This is a genomic window from Bradyrhizobium sp. B117 (assembly GCF_038969555.1).
GTDB lineage: Bacteria > Pseudomonadota > Alphaproteobacteria > Rhizobiales > Xanthobacteraceae > Bradyrhizobium.
On the sequence record NZ_CP152414.1, the window covers coordinates 366106 to 387699 of the forward strand.

Genomic DNA, 21594 nt, shown 5'->3' on the forward strand with positions numbered 1-21594 from the left:
ACGAGACTGACGGGCCTTTTCCCAACCGCCCGCCTGCCCCTTTTTAGAAAACCTCAAGCCCCAGGAGATGCCCATGTCAGACGATGTCGTCATCGTCAGCGCCGCTCGCACCCCGGTCGGAAGCTTCAACGGAGCCTTCGCGACCCTTCCCGCCCATGATCTCGGCGCCGTCGCCATCAAGGCCGCGCTGGAGCGTGGTGGCATCGAACCCGGCCGGGTCTCGGAAGTCATCATGGGCCAGATCCTGACCGCGGCTCAGGGCCAGAACCCCGCCCGCCAAGCCTCGATCATAGCCGGCATTCCGGTCGAAAGCCCGGCTTGGGGCGTGAACCAGCTTTGCGGCTCGGGCCTGCGCACCGTCGCGCTCGGCTACCAGGCGCTGCTCAACGGCGATTCGGAGATCGTGGTTGCCGGCGGCCAGGAATCCATGAGCATGGCTCCGCACGCCCAGCACCTGCGCGGCGGCGTCAAGATGGGCGGCCTCGAACTGGTCGATACCATGATCAAGGACGGCCTGTGGGATGCCTTCAACGGCTACCACATGGGCAACACTGCCGAGAACGTCGCGCGGCAGTGGCAGATCACCCGCGCCCAGCAGGACGAGTTCGCAGTCGCCTCGCAGCAGAAGGCCGAGGCCGCGCAGAAGGCCGGCAAGTTCAAGGACGAGATCATTCCCGTCACCATCAAGACCCGCAAGGGCGACGTCGTCGTCAGCGACGACGAATATCCGCGCCATGGCGCAACGCTCGATGCGATGGCCAAGCTCAAGCCTGCCTTCGAGAAGGACGGCACGGTCACCGCAGGCTCGGCCTCCGGCATCAATGACGGCGCTGCCGCCGTGGTGCTGATGACCGCCAAGCAGGCGGCCAAGGAAGGCAAGAAGCCGCTGGCACGCATTGTGTCGTGGGCGCAGGCTGGCGTCGATCCGAAGATCATGGGCTCGGGCCCGATCCCGGCTTCGCGCGCCGCGCTGAAGAAGGCCGGCTGGAGCGTCGGCGATCTCGACCTGATCGAGGCCAACGAGGCCTTCGCGGCGCAGGCCTGCGCCGTCAACAAGGACCTCGGCTGGGATACCTCGAAGGTCAACGTCAATGGCGGCGCGATCGCGATCGGCCATCCGGTCGGCGCCTCCGGCGCGCGCGTGCTGGTGACCTTGCTGCACGAGATGCAGAAGCGCGATGCAAAGAAGGGCCTCGCCACGCTGTGCATCGGCGGCGGCATGGGTATCGCGATGTGTCTGGCGCGCGACTGAACGTCGCTGACGTGAACTGACGCGTGCGCCGCACACCTGATCGAGTGCGTTGCACGCGACTAAAAAGGCAGCGGTTGCAAATCAAATATTCTTCGCAACTGCGCAAGCCTCAACTAAATACAAACGCCCGGCTCAACGCCGGGCGTTTTGTTCTTGATGTCCGTCAAACCAGCCGCATAATCCACCGTTAAAAACGATCACTCAGAAACGTCCGAAGAGTCCAAGGGAAGGAATACGATATGGCACGTGTTGCATTGGTGACGGGTGGTACGAGGGGCATCGGAGCTGCGATCAGCAAGGCGCTGAAGGCGGCAGGTTACAAGGTCGCGGCGAGCTACGCCGGCAACGATGCCGCGGCGGAGAAGTTCAAGGCCGAGACCGGCATCGCCGTCTACAAATGGGACGTCAGCAGCTTCGACGCTTGCGCCGAAGGCGTGAAGAAGGTCGAGGCCGATCTCGGGCCGATCGAGGTGCTCGTCAACAATGCCGGCATCACCCGCGACACTGCCTTCCACAAGATGACGCTCGAGCAGTGGAATGCCGTCATAAACACCAATCTCGGCTCGCTGTTCAACATGACGCGCCAGGTGATCGAGGGCATGCGTTCGCGCAAGTTCGGCCGCATCATCTCGATCTCCTCGATCAACGGCCAGAAGGGACAGTTCGGCCAGGTCAACTATTCCGCGGCGAAGGCCGGCGACATCGGCTTCACCAAGGCGCTCGCGCTCGAGAACGCCAAGGGCGGCATTACCGTGAATGCGATCTGCCCCGGCTATATCAACACCGAAATGGTGCAGGCAGTGCCAAAGGACGTTCTGGAGAAGAACGTGATTCCGCAGATCCCGGTCAGCCGGCTCGGCGAGCCCGAGGAGATCGCGCGCGCGGTCGTGTTCCTCGCCGCCGACGAGGCCGGCTTCATCACGGGATCGACCATGACCATCAATGGCGGCCAGTATCAGGCCTGATATATCGCCGCAGGTCTTTGACCCAAAAGCCTGTAGCTTCGGGCCAGACAAGGCGATAGTGAAGACGAAAATGCCCGGCCTCGTGCCGGGCATTAGCGTCCTCAGAGCCTTTTGATCGATGACCCCCCGCACAGCCACACTGATCGGATTGACCGCGATCCTGATGTGGTCGCTGCTGTCAGTGATGACGGTGGCGACCGGAAAGATCCCGGCGTTCCAGCTCGCCGCGATGACCTTTGCGATCGGCGGTCTCGTCGGCTTGCTGACCTGGATCGGCCGCGGCGATGCCGCCAAAAGCCTGCGCCAGCCGCTGGTCGTGTGGGTCGTCGGCGTCGGCGGCCTGTTCGGCTATCACGCGCTGTATTTCCTCGCGCTGCGCTTCGCGCCGCCGGCGGAAGCTGGCCTTCTGAACTACATGTGGCCGCTCTTGATCGTGCTGTTCTCGTCCTTCCTGCCGGGCGAGCGGCTTGCCTTACACCACATCATCGGCGCCGTGCTCGGTCTCGTCGGCACCGTGCTGCTGTTCGCCGGCAACACCAGCGGCTTCGCGCCGGGGGCGGTGCCGGGATTGATTGCAGCCTTCATCGCCGCCTTCGTCTGGGCGACCTATTCGGTGCTGTCGCGCCGGCTCAAGGCGGTGCCGACCGATGCGGTCGCCGGCTTCTGCCTCGCCACATCCGTGCTCGCCGCGCTGATGCATGGTGTGCTTGAGACGACCGTGTGGCCGGAGTCCGCGCTGCAATGGCTCGCCGTGATCGGGCTCGGCATCGGCCCGGTCGGCGCTGCCTTCTACGCCTGGGACATCGGCATGAAGCGCGGCGACATCCGCGTGCTCGGCGCGGCGTCCTACGCGACGCCGCTGCTCTCGACCGGCTTCCTCATCGCCGCGGGTTTTGCAAAGGCCAGCGCGAACATCGCGATCGCTGCGATCCTGATCGCGGGCGGCGGCCTGATTGCGGCGAAGGACATGGTGCTGCGGAAAAGGTGATTGTCATTCTCCGATGCGCAATTGCGCATCATAGTTCGCCGCTTGCGCGCCGTTCCCGAATGACCGCGTCGAGCTACGGCTCCCAGCCCTTCGGCGCCAGCTCGAACTTGGCGAACTCGAAGGCGGGCGCAACAGTGCAGCCGACCAGCGTCCACTCGCCCGTGGTCTCCGCCATCTGCCAGGCATTCGCCGGCACGATCGCCTGCGGGCGCTCGCCGCCGAGCAGGTCGGTGCCGAGCCGCACCTCGTGCTGGGAGCAGCCGTCATGGGCGATGCGCAGCATCAGGGGGGCGCCGGCGTAGTAATGCCAGGTCTCGACCGCATCGATGCGGTGCCAGTGCGAGCGTTCGCCGCGTGCGAGCAGGAAGTAGATGAGGGTCGAGCGCGAACGGCCATTGGCATCCGTGCTCTGGTCGCGAAACGTCTCGCGATAGTGCCCACCCTCGGGATGCGGGCGGAGTTCGAGGCGTGCGATGATCTCGGCTGCGGTCGGCATCGATCCAGTCAGGACTTGCTTGTTCAGGACTTGTTTTTTCGCTCGCGCAGCTCGCCGAACACCGCGGCGGCATCCGCGCCCTTCATGTGTAGCTTGGCTGCGACCTCGGGCGCATCAGCTCGCAGGAACACGTTTGCTCGCTTCTCGTCACCAAGCAGCGAGGGAATCGTCGGCTTGTTCTCGGCCCGCAGCTTCGCCACCTCCGCCGCGCGCGCCTGGAGCGCCGCGTTATCAGGCTCGACGGTGAGCGCGAATTTGACGTTGGACGCCGTGTATTCGTGGCCGCAATAGAGCTTGAAGTCGTCGGGCAGGGCGCGCAGCTTCAACAGCGAGTCCCACATCATCGGATAGGTGCCCTCGAACACTCGGCCGCAGCCGATCGAGAACAGCGTGTCGGCGGCGAACACCGTCTTCTCATTGTCGAACATGTAGGAGACGTGGTCGAGCGTGTGGCCCGGCGTCTCGACGACGCGCGCCAACAGATTGCCGATCTTGACCACGTCGGCATTGGCGACGCGCAGATCGACGTTCGCGATCTTCGTCGTCTTGTCGTGCGGCGCGACGACGCGGCAATTGTATTTCTGCTTGAGTTCGGCGACGCCGCCGACATGATCGCCATGATGATGGGTGATCAGGATGTCGGTGAGCTGCCAGCCCTCGCGCTCCAGCGCCGCAAGGATGGGGCCGGCCTCCGGCGCATCGATCGACGCGGTTGCCTTGGTTTCCACATCGTGGATCAGATAACCGAAATTGTCGCTTAAACAGTTGAAAGTACGAATTTCGGCGGCCATGACATCTCCATCGCGCTCAGCCCCGCCAGACAAATATGGCGTTAACGTTGCGCAGGCAATGCAATATTCCGCGCGCAGCAGTGCCCTTGTGCATGTTACATTGCCGTCATGAGCATCGATGTCGTCGATCTTCGCGAGTTCTATTCCCGCCGCCTCGGGATCGTGGCGCGGCAAATGATCAATCGCGGCATCAGGGAGCGCTGGCCGAATGCCGGGGGCCAGCGCGTGCTCGGCATCGGCTATCCGACGCCCTATCTGGGGCTGTTTCGCGAGGATGCCGAGCGCTGCATCGCCTTCATGCCGGCGGCCCAGGGCGTGCTGAAATGGCCGACGGGACGGCCGGCGCTGGCCTCGCTGGTGGATGAATTCACGCTGCCGCTCCCCGACGCCGCCGTCGACCGCATCCTCTTGGTCCACGCGCTGGAGATGTCGGACGATCCGGCGGCGCTGCTGCGCGAGGTGTGGCGCGTGCTGTCGCCCTCGGGGCGCGTCATCGCGGTGATCCCGAACCGGCGCGGGGTGTGGACCCGCACCGACAACACGCCGTTCGGCCACGGCCGGCCCTATTCGCGCTCGCAGATCACCGAGCTGCTGCGCCAGACCTGGTTCACGCCGACCGCCTGGGGCGAGGCGCTGTTCATGCCGCCCTATGCCGGCGGCTGGGTGCTGAAATCGGCGCAGATGTGGGAGCGTGCCGGCGCGGCGCTGTCGCTGCCCTTTGCCGGGGTGCACATCGTCGAAGCCACCAAGCAGGTCTACCGCGCGATCCCCGCCAAGCACGAACGCGCGCGCCTCATTCCCGCACTGACCAAGCCGGTGCTGGTGCCGTCCTCGACCACGGTCACGCGGAGCTAAAAAAATCGTCCCGGCGGGGCCGGGACGATTCCATTCAGACTTTCGGAAAAGGCTTACTCGCCGGGCGCGAGATCGTCGCTCGAACCGGCGGGCGCTGCCTCGCGCTCGGGGCGCGGGCCATGCGGCCGGCGCCGGCGGCGCGGATAGCGTTCGCCACCGCCACCCTCAAAGCCAGCCTGGCCGCCATTCGCGCCGACATTCGCTTGCGGCTGTGCGCCGGTGATGAAGGAAGGCAGGCGGTCGACGCTGCCGGCATCGGCGATGACGGGCTGCGGCTGGTTCGCAGGTTGCGGCTGCGGCTGATATTGCGGCTGCGGACGATGGTCGCGTTCGCGGTGCTCGCGCGGCTGCTGGTTGTCGCGCTGATAGGGCTGCTGGTTGTCGCGGCTCTGGTGATCACGCTGGTGATGATCGCGCTGGCCCTCGCGCGCGTAAGGCTGCTGCGGCGGCTGCGGAACGAAACCCGGCTCCTGGCCGAAATTCGAGAAATTCTCGCCGTCGTCCTCGCCATCGTCGCTGGTGCTGACCGGCTCGTCGCCGCGCGGCTGCTGCTGGTTCTGCCGGAACTGTTCCTGGGCCGCCGCGATCAGGCGGAAATAGTGCTCGGCATGCTGGTAGTAGTTCTCGGCTGCAACGGGGTCGCCGGAGGAGCGCGCGTCCCGCGCCAGCTGGAGATACTTTTCAGCAATATGCGAGGCCGTGCCGCGGATCTTGATGTCGGGTCCGTTGGACTCGTAGACCCGGGTCATCGGGTTCTGGCCGCGCCGGTTGTTGTTGTTATTGTTGTTGCGGTTGCGCATCCGCTGCTTGTTCTGACCGTTTCTCATGTCCTGCCTTTAATTCCAGCCCTAAAGGTTGCACGCATTACTGATTGCTAGGAGTGACCTGCTGACAGCGGTTCACATGTCTCGCGCGCACCGCGCGCAAGAGCGGATCGAACCCTGCCGATGTTCGTCGACCGTCGCGTTCAACAAAGACGCGTTCCCCACTCGCCAGCATCCATCGCCAGCGAACCCATTCATATCGCCTGCCGAAACAAGCCCAGCTTTGTTGCGTAAGTCTTCAAGCGCAATATCTGGCTTTCGTTCACGTTGCGGTCGGAGAGCAGCGCAGCTCCACTGGCCATCGCGCTCAACAGGACCTGCGGCTTGGAACCTATAATCAGTAACGCTCTCGCCCGAGAGCCCCGGCTTTCGCCCGTAGGTCTACGGGGCCGGCACCGATGTGTTGAGCGGAACGTAGTCGTTCCCAAGGGATATTCCAAGAGGTTTTTGCAGGCCAATCCGGCTTTTATGGAGGCATTTTTCGGGCCGATACGGCTCGTAGAATGCCTCCAAGGTCGGCCTTGGGTGGCCTGTCCACCGATAACGCCGCGCCCCCCATCAAGGTTTCAATATTCCGGGCCTGGCCCTGGCCGGCCTCGACGATCAGCGCCCCGCCTGCGGCGAGACGCTCGGCCGCCTGCGGGATCAGGATGCGGTAGGCGTCATAGCCGTCATTGCCGCCGTCGAGCGCCAGATGCGGATCGTGCTCGCGCACCTCGATGCTCAATTTCGGAATTTCAGCCGAGGGAATATAGGGCGGGTTCGACACGATGAGGTCGAACGGGCCCCGAAGCGCCGCCGCGTAGGAGCAGGCGACGAAAGCGGCGCGGCCGGACAGGCCGAGCGCGGCCGCATTATCTCGCGCCGTGTTGAGCGCGGTGAGGCTGACATCGGTGCCGACGCCGAATGCCTCGGGTATCTCGTGCAGCAGAGCGAGCAGGATGGCGCCGGATCCGGTGCCGATATCGGCGATACGCGGGCGCCGCCCCGAGATCCTGAATTCGCGAAAAATCTCGAGCGCCAGCTCGACGACGGTTTCGGTGTCCGGCCGCGGCACCAGCGTTGCCTCGGACAGGCGGAACGGCAGGCCCCAGAATTCCCGCGCCCCCAAAATGCGGGCGACCGGCTCATGCGCGAGCCTGCGCTGCGCATAGCCTTCGAGCCGCGCAGCCTCTTCAGGCGTCAGTCCTCGCGCCGCCTGCGTCACCATGGCGGTGAGATCGAGCTCCACTGCGGCGCCGACGAGCAGGCGTGCATCCAGGCCCGGCTCATCGATGCCGGCCGCTTGCAGCCGTGCGGCAAGCGCGCGCCGCGCGCTCTCGATGCTGTGTCCGGAATCTGTCGCCAATGGAACCATCCTGCCTTGGCATCGTGGATAGATCGGCGGACTTGCTTGCGTCAACGGAAAGGAGCGCGTTGGATCGCGCCGCGTGGCGAGGGAGGCATCCATGACGGCCTATGACGATCAGAACGTCTTCGCGAAGATCCTGCGCGGCGAAATTCCCTGCTTCGAGGTGTTCAGGGACGACCGCAGCCTCGCCTTCCTCGACATCATGCCGCGCTCACCGGGGCACACGCTGGTGATCCCGAGGGCGCCGGCGCGCGGCATCCTCGACATCGCCGATGACGATCTCGCCGCGGTCGCCCGCACCGCCAAGCGGATCGCAATCGCGGCGATGAAGGCTTTCGACGCCGAAGGGATCATCCTCCAGCAGTTCAGCGAGCCCGCCTCCGGGCAAGTGGTGCTTCATCTGCACATGCATGTCATGCCGGTCAGGGCCGGAATCGAGCTGCTGCCGGCGCAGACGCGCAAGGAAGACATGGCCGTGCTCGCCGAGCATGCCAAGCGGATGATCGCGGCGCTTGGTGGCTGATTTTGCGTCTGACCTGATCAGCTCGCTGCACCAATTTCTTGCCAGCGAGCTTTCCTCGATCTTCATCATCGTTTGTTCAGCGGGCGCGGTCGAAGGGGGGAGCCAATCGGACATTCGAGCGCGGCACGATCCCAGCCTCCGGTATCAGCCGCCGCCCGATAGGTGCTTTGCAGAAACGCCATGAGCGTCTCCTCAGGCTCGCTGGATTTTCGCACGAGGTCGTAGGGCAGGACATGTTCGCCGAGCTTCTGATCGAAGTATGCGCCTTCCGGCATGACCTGCCCGTCGGCGAAGCCGTTCGGGGTGGGATAGGCATAGGAGTAGAAGGCCGCGAAATCCGCACCGCCTCCGCCCGGCCAGAAGCCGGCGGAGGAGACCTCATCGCTATAGGCCTCACGGGTCACGACATCAGGCAAACCCGGAACGCCACCCGGATGCAGTGGGGCGGGACGACCGGAGAAGCGCGTCACCGCCAGATCGAAGCTGCCCCAGAAGAGATGGACCGGACTGACTTTCCCGGTGAACCCTGTCCGAAATCGATGAAAGACTCCGTTGATCGCGACGAGGGCGCGAAAGAACCGCGTCACGGCGTCTGCGTCGTAGGGCCTGATTTGGCGGTCTTCCCGGAACGGGATCGGATCCGGGACCTCGCTGGGCCGACCGTCGAATTCCGGTATTCCGCCGAGACGTCCTACCACTTCGCAGAATCGGGTGTGAAATTCGGCGACGGACATTCGCCCGAGCGGCATTTCGGCTCTGCAGCCGTCGGCCGCCTCTGCGATCAGGACATGACGGACGAGATCGAAGATAATCTCGATGCCGGATCCGTCCGGAACCAGCGAAGTCGTCAGTCCGCGCGCATTCACGTAGAAAGTCGCGTGCCAGGAATGGTTGACCCACGGCGTTCTCGCGAGCCGATACTTGCCGACAACCTGGCAATACAAATGAAGCGCGGAACAGCTTTCGCGCCATGCCTCGAAGGGGATGTCCGGCCAGATCGTGCTCATGGTGTCTTCTCCCGGCTTGGCAAGACCTCACCTCCAGGGGCGACCTGGTGTCCGCTTTGGGCACAAGTCGACATTCCGGGGTGGGGCCGCGCGTCCGCTCGCCCCTCGAAAGCAGACCTCCCGAGTTTATGGGTAGACGCCCTAGACGCCAAGATAGCGTTGCAGCAGTTCCGGCTGGGCCTTGAGTTCCTGCGCCGGACCTTCGTGCACACGATGTGGCCGTTGTTGATGACGTAGATCCGCGTCGCCAGCGCCAGCGAAGCCGTCAGATTCTGCTCGACCAGCTCGACGGTCTGGCCGGTGGCCGCGAGCTCGCGGCAGGCCTTCACGAGATCACGGGCGCGAGTCCCTCGAACGGCTCGTCCAGCAGCACGATCTTGGGATCGCACACCAGCGCCCGTGCGATCGCGAGCATCTGCTGCTCGCCGCCGGAGAGCTCGGTGCTGCGATTGTTGCGCCGCTCCTTCAGCCGCGGAAACATCTCGTAGATGCGTCCGAGCGGCCAGCGCTTCGGCGCAGTGATGCCGGCGAGGACGATGTTCTCCTCGACCGACAGGCTGCCGAAGATGCGGCGCTCCTCGTGCACGAGCTGCATGCCCGCCTGGGCGATCTTGTGGCTCCGGCGGCCGGCGACGTCGATGCCGTCGAACCTGATGTTGCCGCTGCGCGGCGTCACCACGCCCATCAGGCTCTTCAGCGTGGTGCTCTTGCCGGCACGGTTGCGGCCGAGCAGGGCCACCACCTCGTGACGCTCGACATGCATGGCAACGTCGAACAGGATGTGGGAATCGCCAGCGCCGATATTTGTGCATCCCCGGCGCCCGCCGGGTTGCATTGCCGGGCGGCGAGGCGCGGAGGCGGCACGACATGGTTCAGGCGAAGAAGGCGCAACGCTCAAGGGCGGCGATGCCTGCACGGTCTTCAAGCCGCCGCCGGACCATGCGCGACGCCGACTACGCGGCGCTGGCGCAATTCCGCTATCAGCTCCGAATCTTCCTGGCCTTCAGCGAAGCCGCGGCCCAGAACGCCGGATTGACGGCGCAGCAGCACCAGGCGCTGCTCGCGATCAAGGGATTGGCCGATGCCGACGGTGCCAGCGTCGGCGATATCGCGCGCTTCCTCCTGATCCGGCACCACACGGCGGTGGAGCTGGTGGATCGGATGGCGAAGCTGAAGCTGATCGCCCGGCAAGCCGATCCCGAGGACGCGCGTCGCGTCCTGGTCAAGCTGACGGCCAAGGGCGAGCAGAAGCTGCGATCGCTCTCGCGCATTCATCTGGACGAGCTGAGTGTCGCCGCGCCCGCTTTGGACAAGATTCTGCGATCGTTCGGAGCCAAAGCGCGCTGAGGCGCGAGCTTCAAGCCGCAGCGCCTTGCGCGGCGAGCTGCGCGGCCTGGTGCTCGGTGGTCAGCGCGTCGATCAATTCGCCCAGCGCTTCGCCCGCGATCACCTGGGGCAGCTTGTAGAGCGTCAGGTTGATGCGGTGGTCGGTGACGCGGCCTTGCGGGAAATTGTAGGTGCGGATGCGCTCGGAGCGGTCTCCGGAGCCGACCTTCTCCTTACGCTCGGCCGAGCGCGCCGCATCGACGCGCTGGCGCTCGGCGTCGTAGATGCGCGAGCGCAGGATGTTCATGGCCGAGGCGCGATTCTTGTGCTGCGAGCGCGAGTCCTGCATCATCACCACGATGCCGGTCGGGATGTGGGTGATGCGGATCGCCGATTCCGTCTTGTTGACGTGCTGGCCGCCCGCGCCCTGCGCGCGCATGGTCTCGATGCGCAGGTCGTCGTTCTTGATGTCGACGTCGACGTCCTCGACCTCCGGTAGCACCGCGACCGTCGCCGCGGAGGTGTGGATGCGCCCCTGCGTTTCGGTATCGGGCACGCGCTGCACGCGATGTACGCCGGATTCGAATTTCAGCTTGGAGAACGCGCCGCGCCCCTGCACCTCCGCGATGATTTCCTTGTAGCCCCCGACGGTGCCTTCGCTCGCCGAGATCACCTCGACCTTCCAGCCCTGCAAGCTGGCGAAACGCTCGTACATGCGGAACAGGTCGCCGGCGAACAGCGAGGCTTCGTCGCCGCCGGTGCCGGCGCGGATTTCCAGCATCACGTTGCGGTCGTCCATGGCGTCCTTGGGCAAGAGCGCCACGCGGATCTTCTGGACCAGCTCCTCGATCCTCGGCGTCAGCTCGTCGCGCTCGCTCTCCGCCATGCTGCGCATCTCGGCATCGGTCGCGGGATCGGCGATCAGCGCCTCGGTGTCGGCGAGCTCTTTGACCGCGGAACGATAAGCCTTCACCGCCTCGATCAGCGGCGTGATCTCGGCGAGCTCGCGGGTGATCTGCACATAGCGGTCAGAGGCGAGCTGCCCCAGCGATTCAGCCTCGAGCGAAGCATGATGCGCGAGCAGGACGTCCAGTTTGGCTTCAGGGAGTGACGACATCGGTTCAGTCTCAAAGTGCGGAAAGCGGCGCGGCGGCGGGAAGCGGCGACAGGCCCGCTACAAGGCCAGGCCTTCGGCCTCGGCAAATTCCGTCAGCTTCTGCCGGATCGAGACGCTGCCGGAGGGCGCATCCAGCAGTGGGTTGAGCATCGCTTCGGCCTTTTTGGCGTCGAGGTCGATCACCATCGCCTTGACCGGGCCGAGTGCGGTCGCCGACAGCGACAGCGAGCGATAGCCCATCGCGATCAGCGCCAATGCGCCGATCGGCTTGGAGGCCATCTCGCCGCACAGCGACAGCGACTTCTTCGCCGCGTTCGATTTGCGCGCGATCTCGCGCAAGACACGCAGGATCGGCGCCGACATGGTGTCGAAGCGCTCGGACACCTTGGCATTGCCGCGATCGACCGCGAACAGGAACTGGAACAGGTCGTTGGAGCCGACCGAGATGAAGTCCACCTTCTTCAGCAGCTCGTCGAGCTGGTAGAGCAGCGCCGGCACCTCGACCATGGTGCCGATGTCGATTCTTTCAGGCAGCGTGTGGCCGTGCTGGCGCAGATAGGTCAGCTCGCGCTCGACCAGCGCCTTTGCGGAGTCGAATTCGGCGACCTCAGAGATCATCGGAAACATGATGCGCAGCGCGCGGCCGCCGCCGGCGCGCAGCAGCGCGCGGATCTGGCCGCGGAGCAGGCCGGGACGATCGAGCCCAAGCCGAATCGCGCGCCAGCCGAGCGCGGGATTTTCCTCGATCACGGCTTCCATATAGGGCAGCGCCTTGTCGCCGCCGATGTCGAGGGTGCGGAAGGTGACGGGCTTGGTGCCGGCCGCATCCAGCACGGTGCGATACAGCGCGAGCTGGTCGCTGGTGCGCGGCAGGCTCTGCCCGACCATGAATTGCAGCTCGGTGCGGAACAGGCCGATGCCGGCGCTGCCGGTATCCTCGATATGCGGCAGGTCGATCGCAAGACCTGCATTGATCATCAGCTCGACCGTCTGGCCGTCCCTGGTGACGCAGGGGCGGTCGCGCAGCGCCAGGTACTGCGCCTGGCGGCGGGCGCGGAAGCGCACGCGCTCGGCGAAGGCGGCCTCGATCTCCTGCGACGGGCGCACATAGATCGACCCCGAGGTGCCGTCGACGATGATGGCATCGCCGGGATCGGCGATACCCGGTGCGTTCGGCACCTCGCCAACCGCGGGAATGCCGAGCGCGCGCGCCACGATCGAGACGTGGGAATTGGCGGTGCCTTCCTCCAGCACGATGCCGCGCAGGCGCTTGCGATCGTAGTCGAGCAGCGCCGCCGGTCCCATTGCGCGCGCGATGACGATGGCATTGTCGGGCAATTGCTCGCGCGAGGGCGCGTGGTCCTGGCCGACCAGCTGCCGCATCAGGCGGTAGCCGAGATCCTCGAGATCATGCAGCCGGTCGCGTAAGTAAGGATCGGTCGAGCGCAGCATGCGCGCGCGGGTGTCGGACTGCACGCGCTCGACGGCAGCTTCCGCGGTGAGGCCGGTGGCGACCGCCTCGTGCAGCTTGTGCGACCAGCCCTGGTCGTTGGCGAACATGCGGTAGGCTTCCAGCACCTCGCGATGCTCGCCGCCCTCGGCGACGTCGCCGCGCTCCAGCATGCGGTCGAGATCGGCGCGCAGCTTGGCGAGCGCGGTGTCGAGCCGCTTGATCTCCTTCGGCAGGTCCTCGGCGATGTAGTCCTTGATGACGACGCGCGGCTCGTGCAGCACGACATGGCCGAGCGCGATGCCTTCCGACAGGATGGCGCCGACCTTCTGCGCGGAATGGCGTGCGGCAGGCTCCATGCCCGGCGGGGCGAGGGCGGACAGCTCGCCGGAGGCGATCAGCTCCGCCAGCACCATCGCGGTGGTCTGAAGCGCCTCGAGCTCCTCCTCGACATAGTTGCGCTTGGCGCGGTTCTGCACGACCAGCACGCCGAGCGTGTTGCCGGCCCGCAGGATCGGCACGCCGAGAAAGGAGTGATAGATCTCTTCACCGGTCTCCGGGCGGAACGAGAAGGCCGGGTGGCTCTGCGCATCGCTCAGGTTGAGCGGCGTCGCCTCGCTGGCGACGAGGCCGACCAGGCCCTCATGGGCGCTGAGCACGGTATGGTGCACCGCCTCGCGGTTGAGGCCTTCGGTCGCGTAGAGCTCGAGCGTGTTGTCGATGCGCAGCACATAGACCGAGCACACCTCGGCCACCATGTTGGCGGCGATCAGCACCACGATCTTGTCCAGCCGCTCCTGGGCCGAGACCTGCTCCGCCATGGTTTCGCGGAGCCGTCTCAACAAGACGCGGGGACCTCCCGACGCGCTCCGCATGTACCGCAATCTCCTCCGTCTGCCGGGCCCGGCGCTATCGGCCGGCGGCTGGCCAAAAATTCCAGAAAAACAACCAAATTGTTTGTCCGGCGCAGGCGCAAACCCTCGCTTGCACCGAATCAGCGGCCTGAACTGGGACACAGTCTGCGGCAGCCCACCCTGTTCGCCGTATAGCGAATTGAGGCTTGTTTTGCCAAGCAAAACGCCTGCCAAACGCGAAGGTGTGTACACCTTCGCGTTTGCTGCGACCGCTAAGAGAAAATTAGCCTAAGCATGGTCCGGAAAGTGCGAAGCGGTTTTCCGGAAACACACCATGCTCAAAGGACAATCGGAAGCGGGACGACGGGTCGCGCTTTAGGCCTGGTCGAGGCCGTAGAGCGTGTGCAGGGTGCGCACCGCCAGCTCGGTGTAAGCCGTGTCGATCAACACCGAGAATTTGATCTCGGAGGTTGTGATGGCCCGGATGTTGATATTCCGCCCCGCGAGAGCCGAGAACGCCTGGGCGGCGACGCCGGCATGGCTGCGCATGCCGCTGCCGATCACCGAGATCTTTGCGACGTCGGTGGCTGTATCCAGCCGTGCATAACCGATCTTGTCCTTGGCGGCGGTGATCGTGTCCTTGGCGCGGGTGTAGTCGGCGGCGGGCACGGTGAAGGTGAGATCGGTGGTCTTGCCGTCCTCGGACACGTTCTGCACGATCATGTCGACGTTGATGTTGGCATCCGCCAGCGGACCGAAGATCGAAGCGGCAACGCCCGGCTTGTCCTCGATCTGGCGCACCGAGATCTGGGCCTCGTCCTTCGAAAAGGCGATGCCGGTGACGACGTGGCTTTCCATGATCTCCTCCTCGCTGCAGATCAGCGTGCCGGGCGGCTGGTTGGCATGCGGGTCGATATCCTCGGGCTTGTCGAAGCTCGAGCGGACGAAGATCGGCATGTTGTGGACCATGCCGAGTTCCACCGAGCGGACCTGAAGCACTTTGGCGCCCTGGGAGGCCAGTTCCAGCATGTCCTCGAATGCGATCTTGTCGAGCCTTTTGGCCTTCGGCACGATTCGCGGGTCGGTGGTGTAGACGCCGTCGACGTCGGTGTAGATGTCGCAGCGGTCGGCCTTGACGGCCGCGGCAACCGCCACGGCCGAGGTGTCCGAGCCGCCGCGGCCGAGCGTGGTGATGCGATTGGTCTCGGGGTTGATGCCCTGGAAGCCGGCGATGACCGCGACTTCCTTGCGCTCCTGGAAGCGCTTGACGATCTCGCTGCCGTCGATGTCCTCGATCCGGGCCGAGGCATGGGCGTCGCTGGTCTTGATCGGGATCTGCCAGCCCTGCCAGGAGCGGGCCTGGATGCCCATGCCCTGCAGCACGATGGCAAGAAGGCCCGACGTCACCTGCTCGCCCGAGGCCACCACGGCGTCGTATTCGCGCGCGTCGTGCATCGGCGAGGCCTCGGTGCACCAGGCCACCAGCTCGTTGGTCTTGCCGGACATCGCCGAGACGACCACGGCCACCTCATGGCCGGCGTCGACCTCACGCTTCACATGGCGCGCGACGTTGCGGATACGATCGATGTTGGCGACGGACGTGCCGCCGAATTTCATCACGAGGCGGCTCATGACGACGCGTGCATTCCTTCATAAGGATCAGTATGGTGACCCGCGCTGGACGGATGCCAGGGGATACCGACCGCGCGTATACAGAGGGGCGGGGCCGGGGGCAAGCGGGTTCCTGCGGGGCCAATCCGTGCAATGGGTTAACCGAGGTCATGGCGCGCTATATTGACGAAATCCTGCAGCCCGGAGAGCGGGTGCTGTATTCGACCAATGCGCACTGGATCTTCCATTTTCCGGCGATTGTGGCCTGGATCGTGGCCTTAGGCCTCCTGGTTCTGTCGCGGCAGACCACGGTCGACGGGCTTGTGATCCTCTGCCTCATCGCCGCGGGCGTGGTGGCTCTGGCGGCCCTGTTCTGGACCGTGAAGGGCTGGTTCCACCGCTCCACCACCGAGACCGACGTGACCAACCTCAGGGTTGTGCACAAGACCGGGTTCATCAAGCGCCGCACCTTTGAAATGGCGCTCGACAAGGTCGAGAGTGTCGACGTCAACCAGTCGATTCTTGGACGAATTCTCAACTACGGCGACGTGACCATCAACGGCGTCGGCGAAGGCCGCGAAACCATCCGCACCATCGCCTCGCCGCTCGCCTTCCGTAGTTCGATCACCACGCGGTAGGACCGCGCGTAACCATGAGCATGCAGCAAAATACCTCCGCCACCGCAACCGCCCAGCCGGGCTCGACCGTCGACGCCGCCGAGATCGCGAAATTCTCAAAACTCTCCGCGGAGTGGTGGGACCCCAAGGGCAAGATGGCGCCGCTGCACCGGATCAACCCGCTGCGGCTCGGCTATATCCGCGACGCCGCCTGCCGCAAGTTCGAGCGCAATGTGCGCAGCCTCAATTGTCTCGGGTCCTTGCGCGTGCTCGACATCGGCTGCGGCGCCGGCCTGTTGTGCGAGCCGCTGGCGCGTCTCGGCGCGCAGGTCATCGGCGTCGATCCGTCCGCGAGCAACATTGCGGCTGCCAAGCTGCATGCCGACAAGAGCCATCTGGCGATCGACTACCGCTGCACCACGGTGGAGGAGATCGACCCGCGCGAGCGCTTCGACATCGTGCTGGCGATGGAGGTGGTCGAGCACGTCGTCGACGTCGGCGTCTTCCTCAAGCGCTGCGCCGCGATGCTGAAGCCGAACGGCCTGATGGTGGTCTCGACCCTGAACCGAAACTGGAAGAGCTTTGCGCTCGCCATCGTCGGCGCCGAATATGTCCTGCGCTGGCTGCCGCGCGGCACCCACGAATGGAACAAGTTCGTCACTCCGGACGAACTGACCAAATACCTCCTCGACAACCGCCTCGTCATCACCGAGCAGACCGGCGTCGTCTACTCCCCCTTCGCCGACAAATGGTCGCTCTCGTCGGACATGGACGTGAACTACATGGTGGTGGCGGAAGGGATGGTGTGAGGGGGACGAGTAGGGCGCGAGCATCGCTCCTATGACGTGAGCGTGATTGACGTGCCTCGCGGCTAGCGTCAGGCTGGCCGAAGTCTTCAGCCCTCCGCCTGTTTTCACCCCCCATGCTCACCATCACCAGTCTCTGGATTCCCTTTACCGTCATCGCAGCGCTCGGGCAGGTCGCGCGCAATGCGATGCAGCGGTCGCTGACCAAGCCGCTGGGGACCTGGGGCGCGACCAACATCCGCTTTTTGTTCGGCTTCCCGTTCTCGCTGCTGTTCTTGGGGTTGGTGCTGGTCGCGACCGGTGATCATCTCGGCATGCCGCCGTCGGCGTTCTGGCCGTGGCTGCTGCTCGGGGCGCTCAGCCAGATCGTCGGCACCGGCTTGATGCTGCTGGCGATGAATGACCACTCGTTCGTGGTGACCACGGCTTATCTGAAGACCGAGGCGATCCAGACCGCGATCTTCGGCTTCGTCTTCCTCGGCGATCACCTGACCTGGCCGAAGGTGCTGGCGATCGTGATCGCGACCATCGGCGTCGTCATCACGGCGCTCCGGCCCGGCGGAGAGAAGAGCTTTGCCGAATTGAAGCCGACCATCCTTGGGCTTGTCGCGGCCGCGGCGTTCGCGCTGTCCGCGGTCGGCTTCCGCGGTGCGATCATCAACGTGCCGAACGTCTCCTTCGTCACCGCGGCGTCGTTCACGCTGGTGCTGGGCCTGTTCGCGCAGACAGTGATCCTGTCGATTTATCTGCTCTGGCGCGCGCCGAAAGTGCTTCAGGCGATCCTTGGCCTGTGGAAGCCGTCGTTGTTCGCGGGCTTCATGGGCGCCTTCTCGTCACAGTTCTGGTTTCTGGCGTTTGCGCTGACCGCGGCGGCAAATGTCCGCACGCTGGCGCTGATCGAGGTGCTGTTCGCACAAGGCGTCGCCTATTACTCGTTCAAGCAGCCGATCGCGCCGCGCGAGATTTTTGGGATCGTGCTGATCGTGGCGGGCGTTGCGCTGCTGGTGGGCGTGTAGCCGCGCTCTTCAGCCGCCGTCATGCCCGGGCTTGTCCCGGGCATCCACGTTCTTCGTGCTGTGAGAAAGGCGTGGATGGCCGGGTCATAGGCGAGCGGAAGCGACGCCGTCCTTCGGACGGCTATGCCCGGCCATGACGAAGAAGGCGAAAGCCTAATTCCTGTCTTCCGGCAGCGTCGGCAGCGGCGAGACCTCGATGCCTTCGTCGATCAGCGACTTCGCCTCTTCCGGTGAGGCCTCGCCATAGATCGGGCGGTGCTCCTTGTCGCCGTAATGCATCGCGCGGGCTTCGTTGGCAAAGCGCTCGCCGACATTGTCGGCGTTCTTGACGATGTGGTCGCGCAGCTCCTTCAGCTTGGCGCGCAGCTCGCGCTCCTGCGCCATTAGCAGCGAGGTCGGTCCTGACGGCGTAGCCTCGGGCGTGGTCGCAGCCACAGGCTCCGGCGGCGGCGTTGCACGGCCGCAGCCCTTCTTGCCGACGATGCGCGGGGCCATGATCGCCTTGTCGACCTTGGCCGAGCCGCAGATCGGGCAGGTCACGAGCTTGCGCTTCACCTGGGAATCATAGGCCGAAGAACTCTGGAACCAGCTTTCGAAGTCGTGGCCGCGGTCGCAGTGCAGTGCGTAGCGGATCATGCCGATCCCCGCACGAGGTGCAAATGATCCGGCCCCGCCTTGGGGTCGGCGACGCCAAAGCGGCGGCCGTGCTGGAGCGAGGGGATGGCGCGGCGGGCGGTCTCGACCTTCGCCGGGTCGATCTTCGCCATGATGATGCCGGGCTCGACATCGCCTTCGGCGAGGATCTCGCCCCAGGGATCGATGATCAGCGAGTGACCGTAGGTCTCGCGCTTGTTCTCATGGGTGCCTGCCTGGGCGGCGGCAAAGATGAAGCAGCCGGTCTCGATCGCCCGCGAGCGCAGCAGCACGTGCCAATGAGCTTCCCCGGTCTTGCGGGTGAAGGCCGACGGCACCGTGATGAAATAGGCACCGCTCTCGGCCAGCGCCCGGTAGAGCGCGGGGAAGCGCACGTCGTAGCAGATCGTCAATCCGACGCGGCCCCAGGGCAGGTCGGAGATCACGGCGGTCTCGCCCGGCTGGTAATTGGCGGATTCGCGATAGCTCTCGCCGTCCGGCAGCTCGATGTCGAACATGTGGATCTTGTCGTAGCTCGCGAGCACATTGCCCTCGGGCCCGATCAGGAACGAGCGGTTGACCGCTTTCTCCGGCGAGAAGCGCAGCGCCAGTGAGCCGACATGGATGTGAATCCCGAGCTCTGCCGCGAGCGCGCGATAGGCCTTCAGCGAGGTGTCGTTCTCCTCACTCTGGAGATGCTCGAACAGCGCCTTGCGGTTCAGCTGCATCATGTTGCTGACTTCGGGCGTCTGCACGTAGTCGGCGCCATTGGCCGCGGCCTGCCGGATCAGCCGGGTGGCCTGTTCGAGGCTCGGCCCGGGCATCAGGCCGGTGCGCATCTGCACCATCGCGGCGGTGAAGGTCCTGTTATCGCTCATGAGATGGCCTTCACGCTTTCGAGCAGGCCGTCGAGCTTGCCCTCGCGGTCGAGCGCGTAGAGTTCGTCGCAGCCGCCGACATGGGTTCCGCCGATCCAGATTTGCGGGAAGGTCGAGCCCTCGCCGGCGCGGTCGTACATCTCCTGGCGCCAGGTCGGGTCCTTGGCGACGTCGAACTCCGCGAAGGTCGCCTTCTTGCGGGTCAGCAGGGACCTCGCGGCGGAACAATAGCCGCAACCCGGCCTCGTGTAGATCTCGACAGCAGCGGTCATCTCGTTCAGCGCTTTCATGTCATGAATTCATTGAACTATATGGGACGGGGGCCGCTCTCGACAACCCGGGCAAAGACCAGCACGTCCACCTGGGCCGCCTTGGCGCGGAGCAGGGCCCGCGCGCAGGCGTCCAGCGTCGCACCCGTGGTCAGGACGTCGTCGATCAGGATGATGCGGCGGCCCTGAATCTCGGCCCGATGGTCAGGGGATACCTGGAATGCGCCCTGTACGTTGGTGGCGCGCTGGGCCCGCGACAGGCCGATCTGCTGCTCGGTAGCGCGCACCCGGCGCAGCACCTCAGCCCTGACCTTGACCCCGCTCTGCCGCTCGATGATGCGCGCCAGCGCCCCGGACTGGTTGTAGCGGCGGCGCCAGGCCCGCCGCCAGTGCAGGGGTACCGGCACCAGAATGTCGGCGCCTGCGAGCAACTCGCCGCCCGCGCGCGCCATCCAGCGGCCCATGGCCGGGGCCAGATCGGTGCGGTCCTGGTATTTCAGCGCGTGCACCAGCGTGCGCGCGACGTCGTCATAGCGCACGGCGGCTCGCGCGCGCTGGTAAGCCGGCGGGCTCGCGATTGCCTCCATCGACAGCATCTCGGGGCCGGGATCATAGACGAAGGGAATGCCGAGCCGCGGACAATAGGGCCGCTCGATGAACGACAGCCGCGCCCAGCACGCGGCACAGACGCCCTCGCCCTCGACCGGCTCGCGACAGGAGACGCACAGCGTCGGCAGCGCGATGTCGAGCGCGAGCCGCGCCGCTCGCGTCAGCACGCTGCAGCCAGCCGACCATGCGGCCCGCAGCGGCGCGGCGATGGAGCGGGCAGGGGCGCTTTCGGCTTCCATGAGGGGAGGCTAGCGTTCAGCTGGACCGCGCTCAAGCCACTCTCTCGTGCCCCGGACGCAGCGCAGCGCCACTTCGGCGGTGCGGCTGCAGAGCCGGGGCCCATCTCACCGCATCATACGATGTTGCCTTCTGGGTCCCGGCTCTGCGCAGCAGCGCTAAGGGCGCTGCAGCGCGTCCGGGACACGAGAATGATTGCCATGGCCAGCATGATCGGCGTAACCAGCGGCATGGCCCAGACCCCGCAAATCCCGCCCGCTCTGTTCGATCGCGCCCTGCTGCATGCGCGGCAGCGGCGTGCGCAGGCGCAGGGTGCCGTGAGCTTCCTGCTCGATCGTGTCGCCGAGGACGTGTCCGACCGGCTGGCGGCGGTGATGCGGGAGTTTCATGCGCCGGTCGATCTCTGGACGCCCGGTGAGGGGCTCGCGGGGCTGCGGGCGCGGCTCCCTTCCATCGAGCGGATCGCGCTCGATGCGGCGGGCGCGGAGAAATTGCCCTTCGCGCCCGAGAGCCTTGATCTCGTCGTGTCGGCGCTGGCGCTGCAATTCGTCAACGACCTGCCGGGCGTGCTGGCGCAAATCCGCCGCGCGCTGAAGCCGGACGGGCTGCTGCTTGCCGCGATGATCGGCGGCGACAGCCTGACCGAACTGCGGCAGGCCTTTGCCGCAGCGGAGGCCGAATGCGAAGGCGGTGTCTCCCCGCGCGTGGCGCCGTTCACCGATTTGCGCGACATCGGCGCGCTGTTGCAGCGGGCGGGCTTTGCGCTGCCGGTGACCGATGTCGACCGCGTCGTGGTGCGCTATGGCAATGCGTTCGCGCTGATGCAGGACCTGCGCCGCATGGGCGCGGCCAACGTGCTGATCGAGCGCCGCCGCGCGCCGAGCCGCCGCGCCACGCTGCTGCGGATGGCCGAAATCTATGCCGAGCGTTTCGCCGATGCCGACGGCCGCATTCGCGCGACGTTCGACATCATCTGGCTGTCCGGCTGGGCGCCGCATGCGAGCCAGCAGCAGCCGCTCAAGCCGGGATCGGCGAAAGCAAGCCTGGCGGAGGCGGTGAAGAAGGCGGGAGAGACCTGAATCGTTCTCTCCGTGATGGCCGAGATCGTCGTCCAGAATC

At 65.5% G+C, this 21594-nt stretch carries 22 protein-coding genes and 1 pseudogene; 10 read left to right on the top strand and 13 right to left on the bottom strand.

Features of this window, described 5'->3' with window-relative positions; genetic code table 11:
- Positions 1-73: 73 nt before the first annotated feature.
- From AAFG16_RS01735 to AAFG16_RS01745, 3 genes are all read left to right on the top strand, one after another.
- Positions 74-1252 (top strand): acetyl-CoA C-acetyltransferase, encoded by a 1179-nt coding sequence (locus AAFG16_RS01735; RefSeq protein WP_342736825.1) that lies wholly within the window; start codon positions 74-76, stop codon positions 1250-1252.
- 239 nt (positions 1253-1491) lie between these two features.
- Positions 1492-2217 (top strand): acetoacetyl-CoA reductase, encoded by a 726-nt coding sequence (gene phbB, locus AAFG16_RS01740; protein WP_283083299.1) that lies wholly within the window; start codon positions 1492-1494, stop codon positions 2215-2217.
- Positions 2218-2335: 118 nt separating this feature from the next.
- Positions 2336-3205 carry an EamA family transporter gene (locus AAFG16_RS01745; protein ID WP_283083300.1) on the top strand — a complete coding sequence of 290 codons (870 nt, stop codon included), beginning with the start codon at positions 2336-2338 and terminating at the stop codon, positions 3203-3205.
- Positions 3206-3278: 73 nt separating this feature from the next.
- Here the strand turns inward: AAFG16_RS01745 and AAFG16_RS01750 are convergent, their stop codons facing one another.
- The gene (locus AAFG16_RS01750; RefSeq protein WP_283083301.1) at positions 3279-3701 is read right to left on the bottom strand and encodes a cupin domain-containing protein; all 423 of its coding nucleotides are present in this window, start codon (positions 3699-3701) and stop codon (positions 3279-3281) included.
- Positions 3702-3724: 23 nt separating this feature from the next.
- Entirely contained in the window at positions 3725-4492 is a 768-nt protein-coding gene (gene gloB, locus AAFG16_RS01755; RefSeq protein WP_342736828.1) for a hydroxyacylglutathione hydrolase, read from the bottom strand.
- Between the two features lie 108 nt (positions 4493-4600).
- Between gloB and AAFG16_RS01760 the strand changes: the two genes are divergently transcribed.
- Positions 4601-5347: a methyltransferase domain-containing protein gene (locus tag AAFG16_RS01760; RefSeq protein ID WP_342736830.1), complete on the top strand. Its 747-nt coding sequence runs from the start codon at positions 4601-4603 to the stop codon at positions 5345-5347.
- Positions 5348-5400: 53 nt separating this feature from the next.
- On the opposite strand, the gene AAFG16_RS01765 is transcribed toward AAFG16_RS01760, so the two are convergent.
- Together AAFG16_RS01765 and prmC are read right to left on the bottom strand one after the other, a co-directional pair.
- Positions 5401-6174, bottom strand: coding sequence for a DUF4167 domain-containing protein (locus AAFG16_RS01765; RefSeq protein WP_342736832.1), 774 nt, complete (start codon positions 6172-6174; stop codon positions 5401-5403).
- 463 nt (positions 6175-6637) lie between these two features.
- On the bottom strand, positions 6638-7528 hold the full coding sequence (gene prmC / locus AAFG16_RS01770; protein WP_342736834.1) for a peptide chain release factor N(5)-glutamine methyltransferase: 891 nt from the start codon (positions 7526-7528) through the stop codon (positions 6638-6640).
- 91 nt (positions 7529-7619) lie between these two features.
- Between prmC and AAFG16_RS01775 the strand changes: the two genes are divergently transcribed.
- Positions 7620-8045 carry an HIT family protein gene (locus AAFG16_RS01775; protein ID WP_342736836.1) on the top strand — a complete coding sequence of 142 codons (426 nt, stop codon included), beginning with the start codon at positions 7620-7622 and terminating at the stop codon, positions 8043-8045.
- 65 nt (positions 8046-8110) lie between these two features.
- Here AAFG16_RS01775 and AAFG16_RS01780 read toward each other — a convergent pair whose 3' ends face one another.
- Positions 8111-9052, bottom strand: coding sequence for a DUF5996 family protein (locus tag AAFG16_RS01780; RefSeq protein ID WP_342736838.1), 942 nt, complete (start codon positions 9050-9052; stop codon positions 8111-8113).
- Between the two features lie 141 nt (positions 9053-9193).
- Positions 9194-9887, bottom strand: a pseudogene (locus AAFG16_RS01785) (ABC transporter ATP-binding protein).
- Between the two features lie 32 nt (positions 9888-9919).
- Between AAFG16_RS01785 and AAFG16_RS01790 the strand changes: the two are divergent.
- Positions 9920-10399: a MarR family transcriptional regulator gene (locus AAFG16_RS01790; protein ID WP_342736840.1), complete on the top strand. Its 480-nt coding sequence runs from the start codon at positions 9920-9922 to the stop codon at positions 10397-10399.
- Between the two features lie 10 nt (positions 10400-10409).
- On the opposite strand, the gene prfA is transcribed toward AAFG16_RS01790, so the two are convergent.
- The 3 genes from prfA to AAFG16_RS01805 all read right to left on the bottom strand — a co-directional run bounded on the left by prfA (position 10410) and on the right by AAFG16_RS01805 (position 15431).
- Positions 10410-11495, bottom strand: a complete 1086-nt coding sequence (prfA, locus tag AAFG16_RS01795) for a peptide chain release factor 1 (RefSeq protein WP_342736842.1) — start codon at positions 11493-11495, stop codon at positions 10410-10412.
- Between the two features lie 57 nt (positions 11496-11552).
- Positions 11553-13820, bottom strand: coding sequence for a phosphoenolpyruvate--protein phosphotransferase (gene ptsP / locus AAFG16_RS01800; RefSeq protein WP_342736844.1), 2268 nt, complete (start codon positions 13818-13820; stop codon positions 11553-11555).
- 354 nt (positions 13821-14174) lie between these two features.
- Positions 14175-15431, bottom strand: a complete 1257-nt coding sequence (locus tag AAFG16_RS01805; RefSeq protein ID WP_283083310.1) for an aspartate kinase — start codon at positions 15429-15431, stop codon at positions 14175-14177.
- A 149-nt stretch (positions 15432-15580) separates the two neighbouring features.
- Here AAFG16_RS01805 and AAFG16_RS01810 point away from each other — a divergent pair, with 149 nt between their 5' ends.
- The 3 genes from AAFG16_RS01810 to AAFG16_RS01820 all read left to right on the top strand — a co-directional run bounded on the left by AAFG16_RS01810 (position 15581) and on the right by AAFG16_RS01820 (position 17849).
- Positions 15581-16048, top strand: a complete 468-nt coding sequence (locus tag AAFG16_RS01810; protein ID WP_342736846.1) for a PH domain-containing protein — start codon at positions 15581-15583, stop codon at positions 16046-16048.
- A gap of 14 nt (positions 16049-16062) precedes the next feature.
- Positions 16063-16836 (top strand): bifunctional 2-polyprenyl-6-hydroxyphenol methylase/3-demethylubiquinol 3-O-methyltransferase UbiG, encoded by a 774-nt coding sequence (gene ubiG / locus AAFG16_RS01815; RefSeq protein WP_167381064.1) that lies wholly within the window; start codon positions 16063-16065, stop codon positions 16834-16836.
- A gap of 113 nt (positions 16837-16949) precedes the next feature.
- Entirely contained in the window at positions 16950-17849 is a 900-nt protein-coding gene (locus tag AAFG16_RS01820) for an EamA family transporter (RefSeq protein ID WP_283083312.1), read from the top strand.
- A gap of 153 nt (positions 17850-18002) precedes the next feature.
- Here the strand turns inward: AAFG16_RS01820 and AAFG16_RS01825 are convergent, their stop codons facing one another.
- The 4 genes from AAFG16_RS01825 to AAFG16_RS01840 are packed head-to-tail and all read right to left on the bottom strand — an operon-like array spanning position 18003 to position 20477.
- Positions 18003-18485, bottom strand: coding sequence for a DUF1178 family protein (locus AAFG16_RS01825; protein WP_342736850.1), 483 nt, complete (start codon positions 18483-18485; stop codon positions 18003-18005).
- Positions 18482-19360, bottom strand: coding sequence for a carbon-nitrogen hydrolase family protein (locus AAFG16_RS01830; RefSeq protein WP_342736852.1), 879 nt, complete (start codon positions 19358-19360; stop codon positions 18482-18484). The genes AAFG16_RS01825 and AAFG16_RS01830 overlap by 4 nt, the downstream gene beginning before the upstream one ends.
- Complete coding sequence (grxC, locus tag AAFG16_RS01835) at positions 19357-19632, bottom strand: glutaredoxin 3 (protein ID WP_342741100.1); 276 nt, start codon at positions 19630-19632, stop codon at positions 19357-19359. Before grxC ends, AAFG16_RS01830 begins: the two co-directional genes overlap by 4 nt.
- 35 nt (positions 19633-19667) lie before the next feature.
- Entirely contained in the window at positions 19668-20477 is an 810-nt protein-coding gene (locus AAFG16_RS01840; RefSeq protein ID WP_342736854.1) for a ComF family protein, read from the bottom strand.
- Positions 20478-20684: 207 nt separating this feature from the next.
- On the opposite strand from AAFG16_RS01840, the gene AAFG16_RS01845 reads away from it, so the two are divergent.
- Entirely contained in the window at positions 20685-21554 is an 870-nt protein-coding gene (locus AAFG16_RS01845) for a methyltransferase domain-containing protein (protein ID WP_342741101.1), read from the top strand.
- Positions 21555-21594 lie beyond the last annotated feature (40 nt).

What these genes read in the sequence shown, in the direction of transcription:
- AAFG16_RS01735 (WP_342736825.1), top strand. Translation starts at nt 74, where the DNA reads ATGTCAGACGATGTCGTCATCGTCAGCGCCGCTCGCACCCCGGTCGGA.
- phbB (WP_283083299.1), top strand. Translation starts at nt 1,492, where the DNA reads ATGGCACGTGTTGCATTGGTGACGGGTGGTACGAGGGGCATCGGAGCT.
- AAFG16_RS01745 (WP_283083300.1), top strand. Translation starts at nt 2,336, where the DNA reads ATGACCCCCCGCACAGCCACACTGATCGGATTGACCGCGATCCTGATG.
- AAFG16_RS01750 (WP_283083301.1), bottom strand. Translation starts at nt 3,701, where the DNA reads ATGCCGACCGCAGCCGAGATCATCGCACGCCTCGAACTCCGCCCGCAT.
- gloB (WP_342736828.1), bottom strand. Translation starts at nt 4,492, where the DNA reads ATGGCCGCCGAAATTCGTACTTTCAACTGTTTAAGCGACAATTTCGGT.
- AAFG16_RS01760 (WP_342736830.1), top strand. Translation starts at nt 4,601, where the DNA reads ATGAGCATCGATGTCGTCGATCTTCGCGAGTTCTATTCCCGCCGCCTC.
- AAFG16_RS01765 (WP_342736832.1), bottom strand. Translation starts at nt 6,174, where the DNA reads ATGAGAAACGGTCAGAACAAGCAGCGGATGCGCAACCGCAACAACAAT.
- prmC (WP_342736834.1), bottom strand. Translation starts at nt 7,528, where the DNA reads ATGGTTCCATTGGCGACAGATTCCGGACACAGCATCGAGAGCGCGCGG.
- AAFG16_RS01775 (WP_342736836.1), top strand. Translation starts at nt 7,620, where the DNA reads ATGACGGCCTATGACGATCAGAACGTCTTCGCGAAGATCCTGCGCGGC.
- AAFG16_RS01780 (WP_342736838.1), bottom strand. Translation starts at nt 9,052, where the DNA reads ATGAGCACGATCTGGCCGGACATCCCCTTCGAGGCATGGCGCGAAAGC.
- AAFG16_RS01790 (WP_342736840.1), top strand. Translation starts at nt 9,920, where the DNA reads ATGGTTCAGGCGAAGAAGGCGCAACGCTCAAGGGCGGCGATGCCTGCA.
- prfA (WP_342736842.1), bottom strand. Translation starts at nt 11,495, where the DNA reads ATGTCGTCACTCCCTGAAGCCAAACTGGACGTCCTGCTCGCGCATCAT.
- ptsP (WP_342736844.1), bottom strand. Translation starts at nt 13,820, where the DNA reads ATGCGGAGCGCGTCGGGAGGTCCCCGCGTCTTGTTGAGACGGCTCCGC.
- AAFG16_RS01805 (WP_283083310.1), bottom strand. Translation starts at nt 15,431, where the DNA reads ATGAGCCGCCTCGTGATGAAATTCGGCGGCACGTCCGTCGCCAACATC.
- AAFG16_RS01810 (WP_342736846.1), top strand. Translation starts at nt 15,581, where the DNA reads ATGGCGCGCTATATTGACGAAATCCTGCAGCCCGGAGAGCGGGTGCTG.
- ubiG (WP_167381064.1), top strand. Translation starts at nt 16,063, where the DNA reads ATGAGCATGCAGCAAAATACCTCCGCCACCGCAACCGCCCAGCCGGGC.
- AAFG16_RS01820 (WP_283083312.1), top strand. Translation starts at nt 16,950, where the DNA reads ATGCTCACCATCACCAGTCTCTGGATTCCCTTTACCGTCATCGCAGCG.
- AAFG16_RS01825 (WP_342736850.1), bottom strand. Translation starts at nt 18,485, where the DNA reads ATGATCCGCTACGCACTGCACTGCGACCGCGGCCACGACTTCGAAAGC.
- AAFG16_RS01830 (WP_342736852.1), bottom strand. Translation starts at nt 19,360, where the DNA reads ATGAGCGATAACAGGACCTTCACCGCCGCGATGGTGCAGATGCGCACC.
- grxC (WP_342741100.1), bottom strand. Translation starts at nt 19,632, where the DNA reads ATGACCGCTGCTGTCGAGATCTACACGAGGCCGGGTTGCGGCTATTGT.
- AAFG16_RS01840 (WP_342736854.1), bottom strand. Translation starts at nt 20,477, where the DNA reads ATGGAAGCCGAAAGCGCCCCTGCCCGCTCCATCGCCGCGCCGCTGCGG.
- AAFG16_RS01845 (WP_342741101.1), top strand. Translation starts at nt 20,685, where the DNA reads ATGATCGGCGTAACCAGCGGCATGGCCCAGACCCCGCAAATCCCGCCC.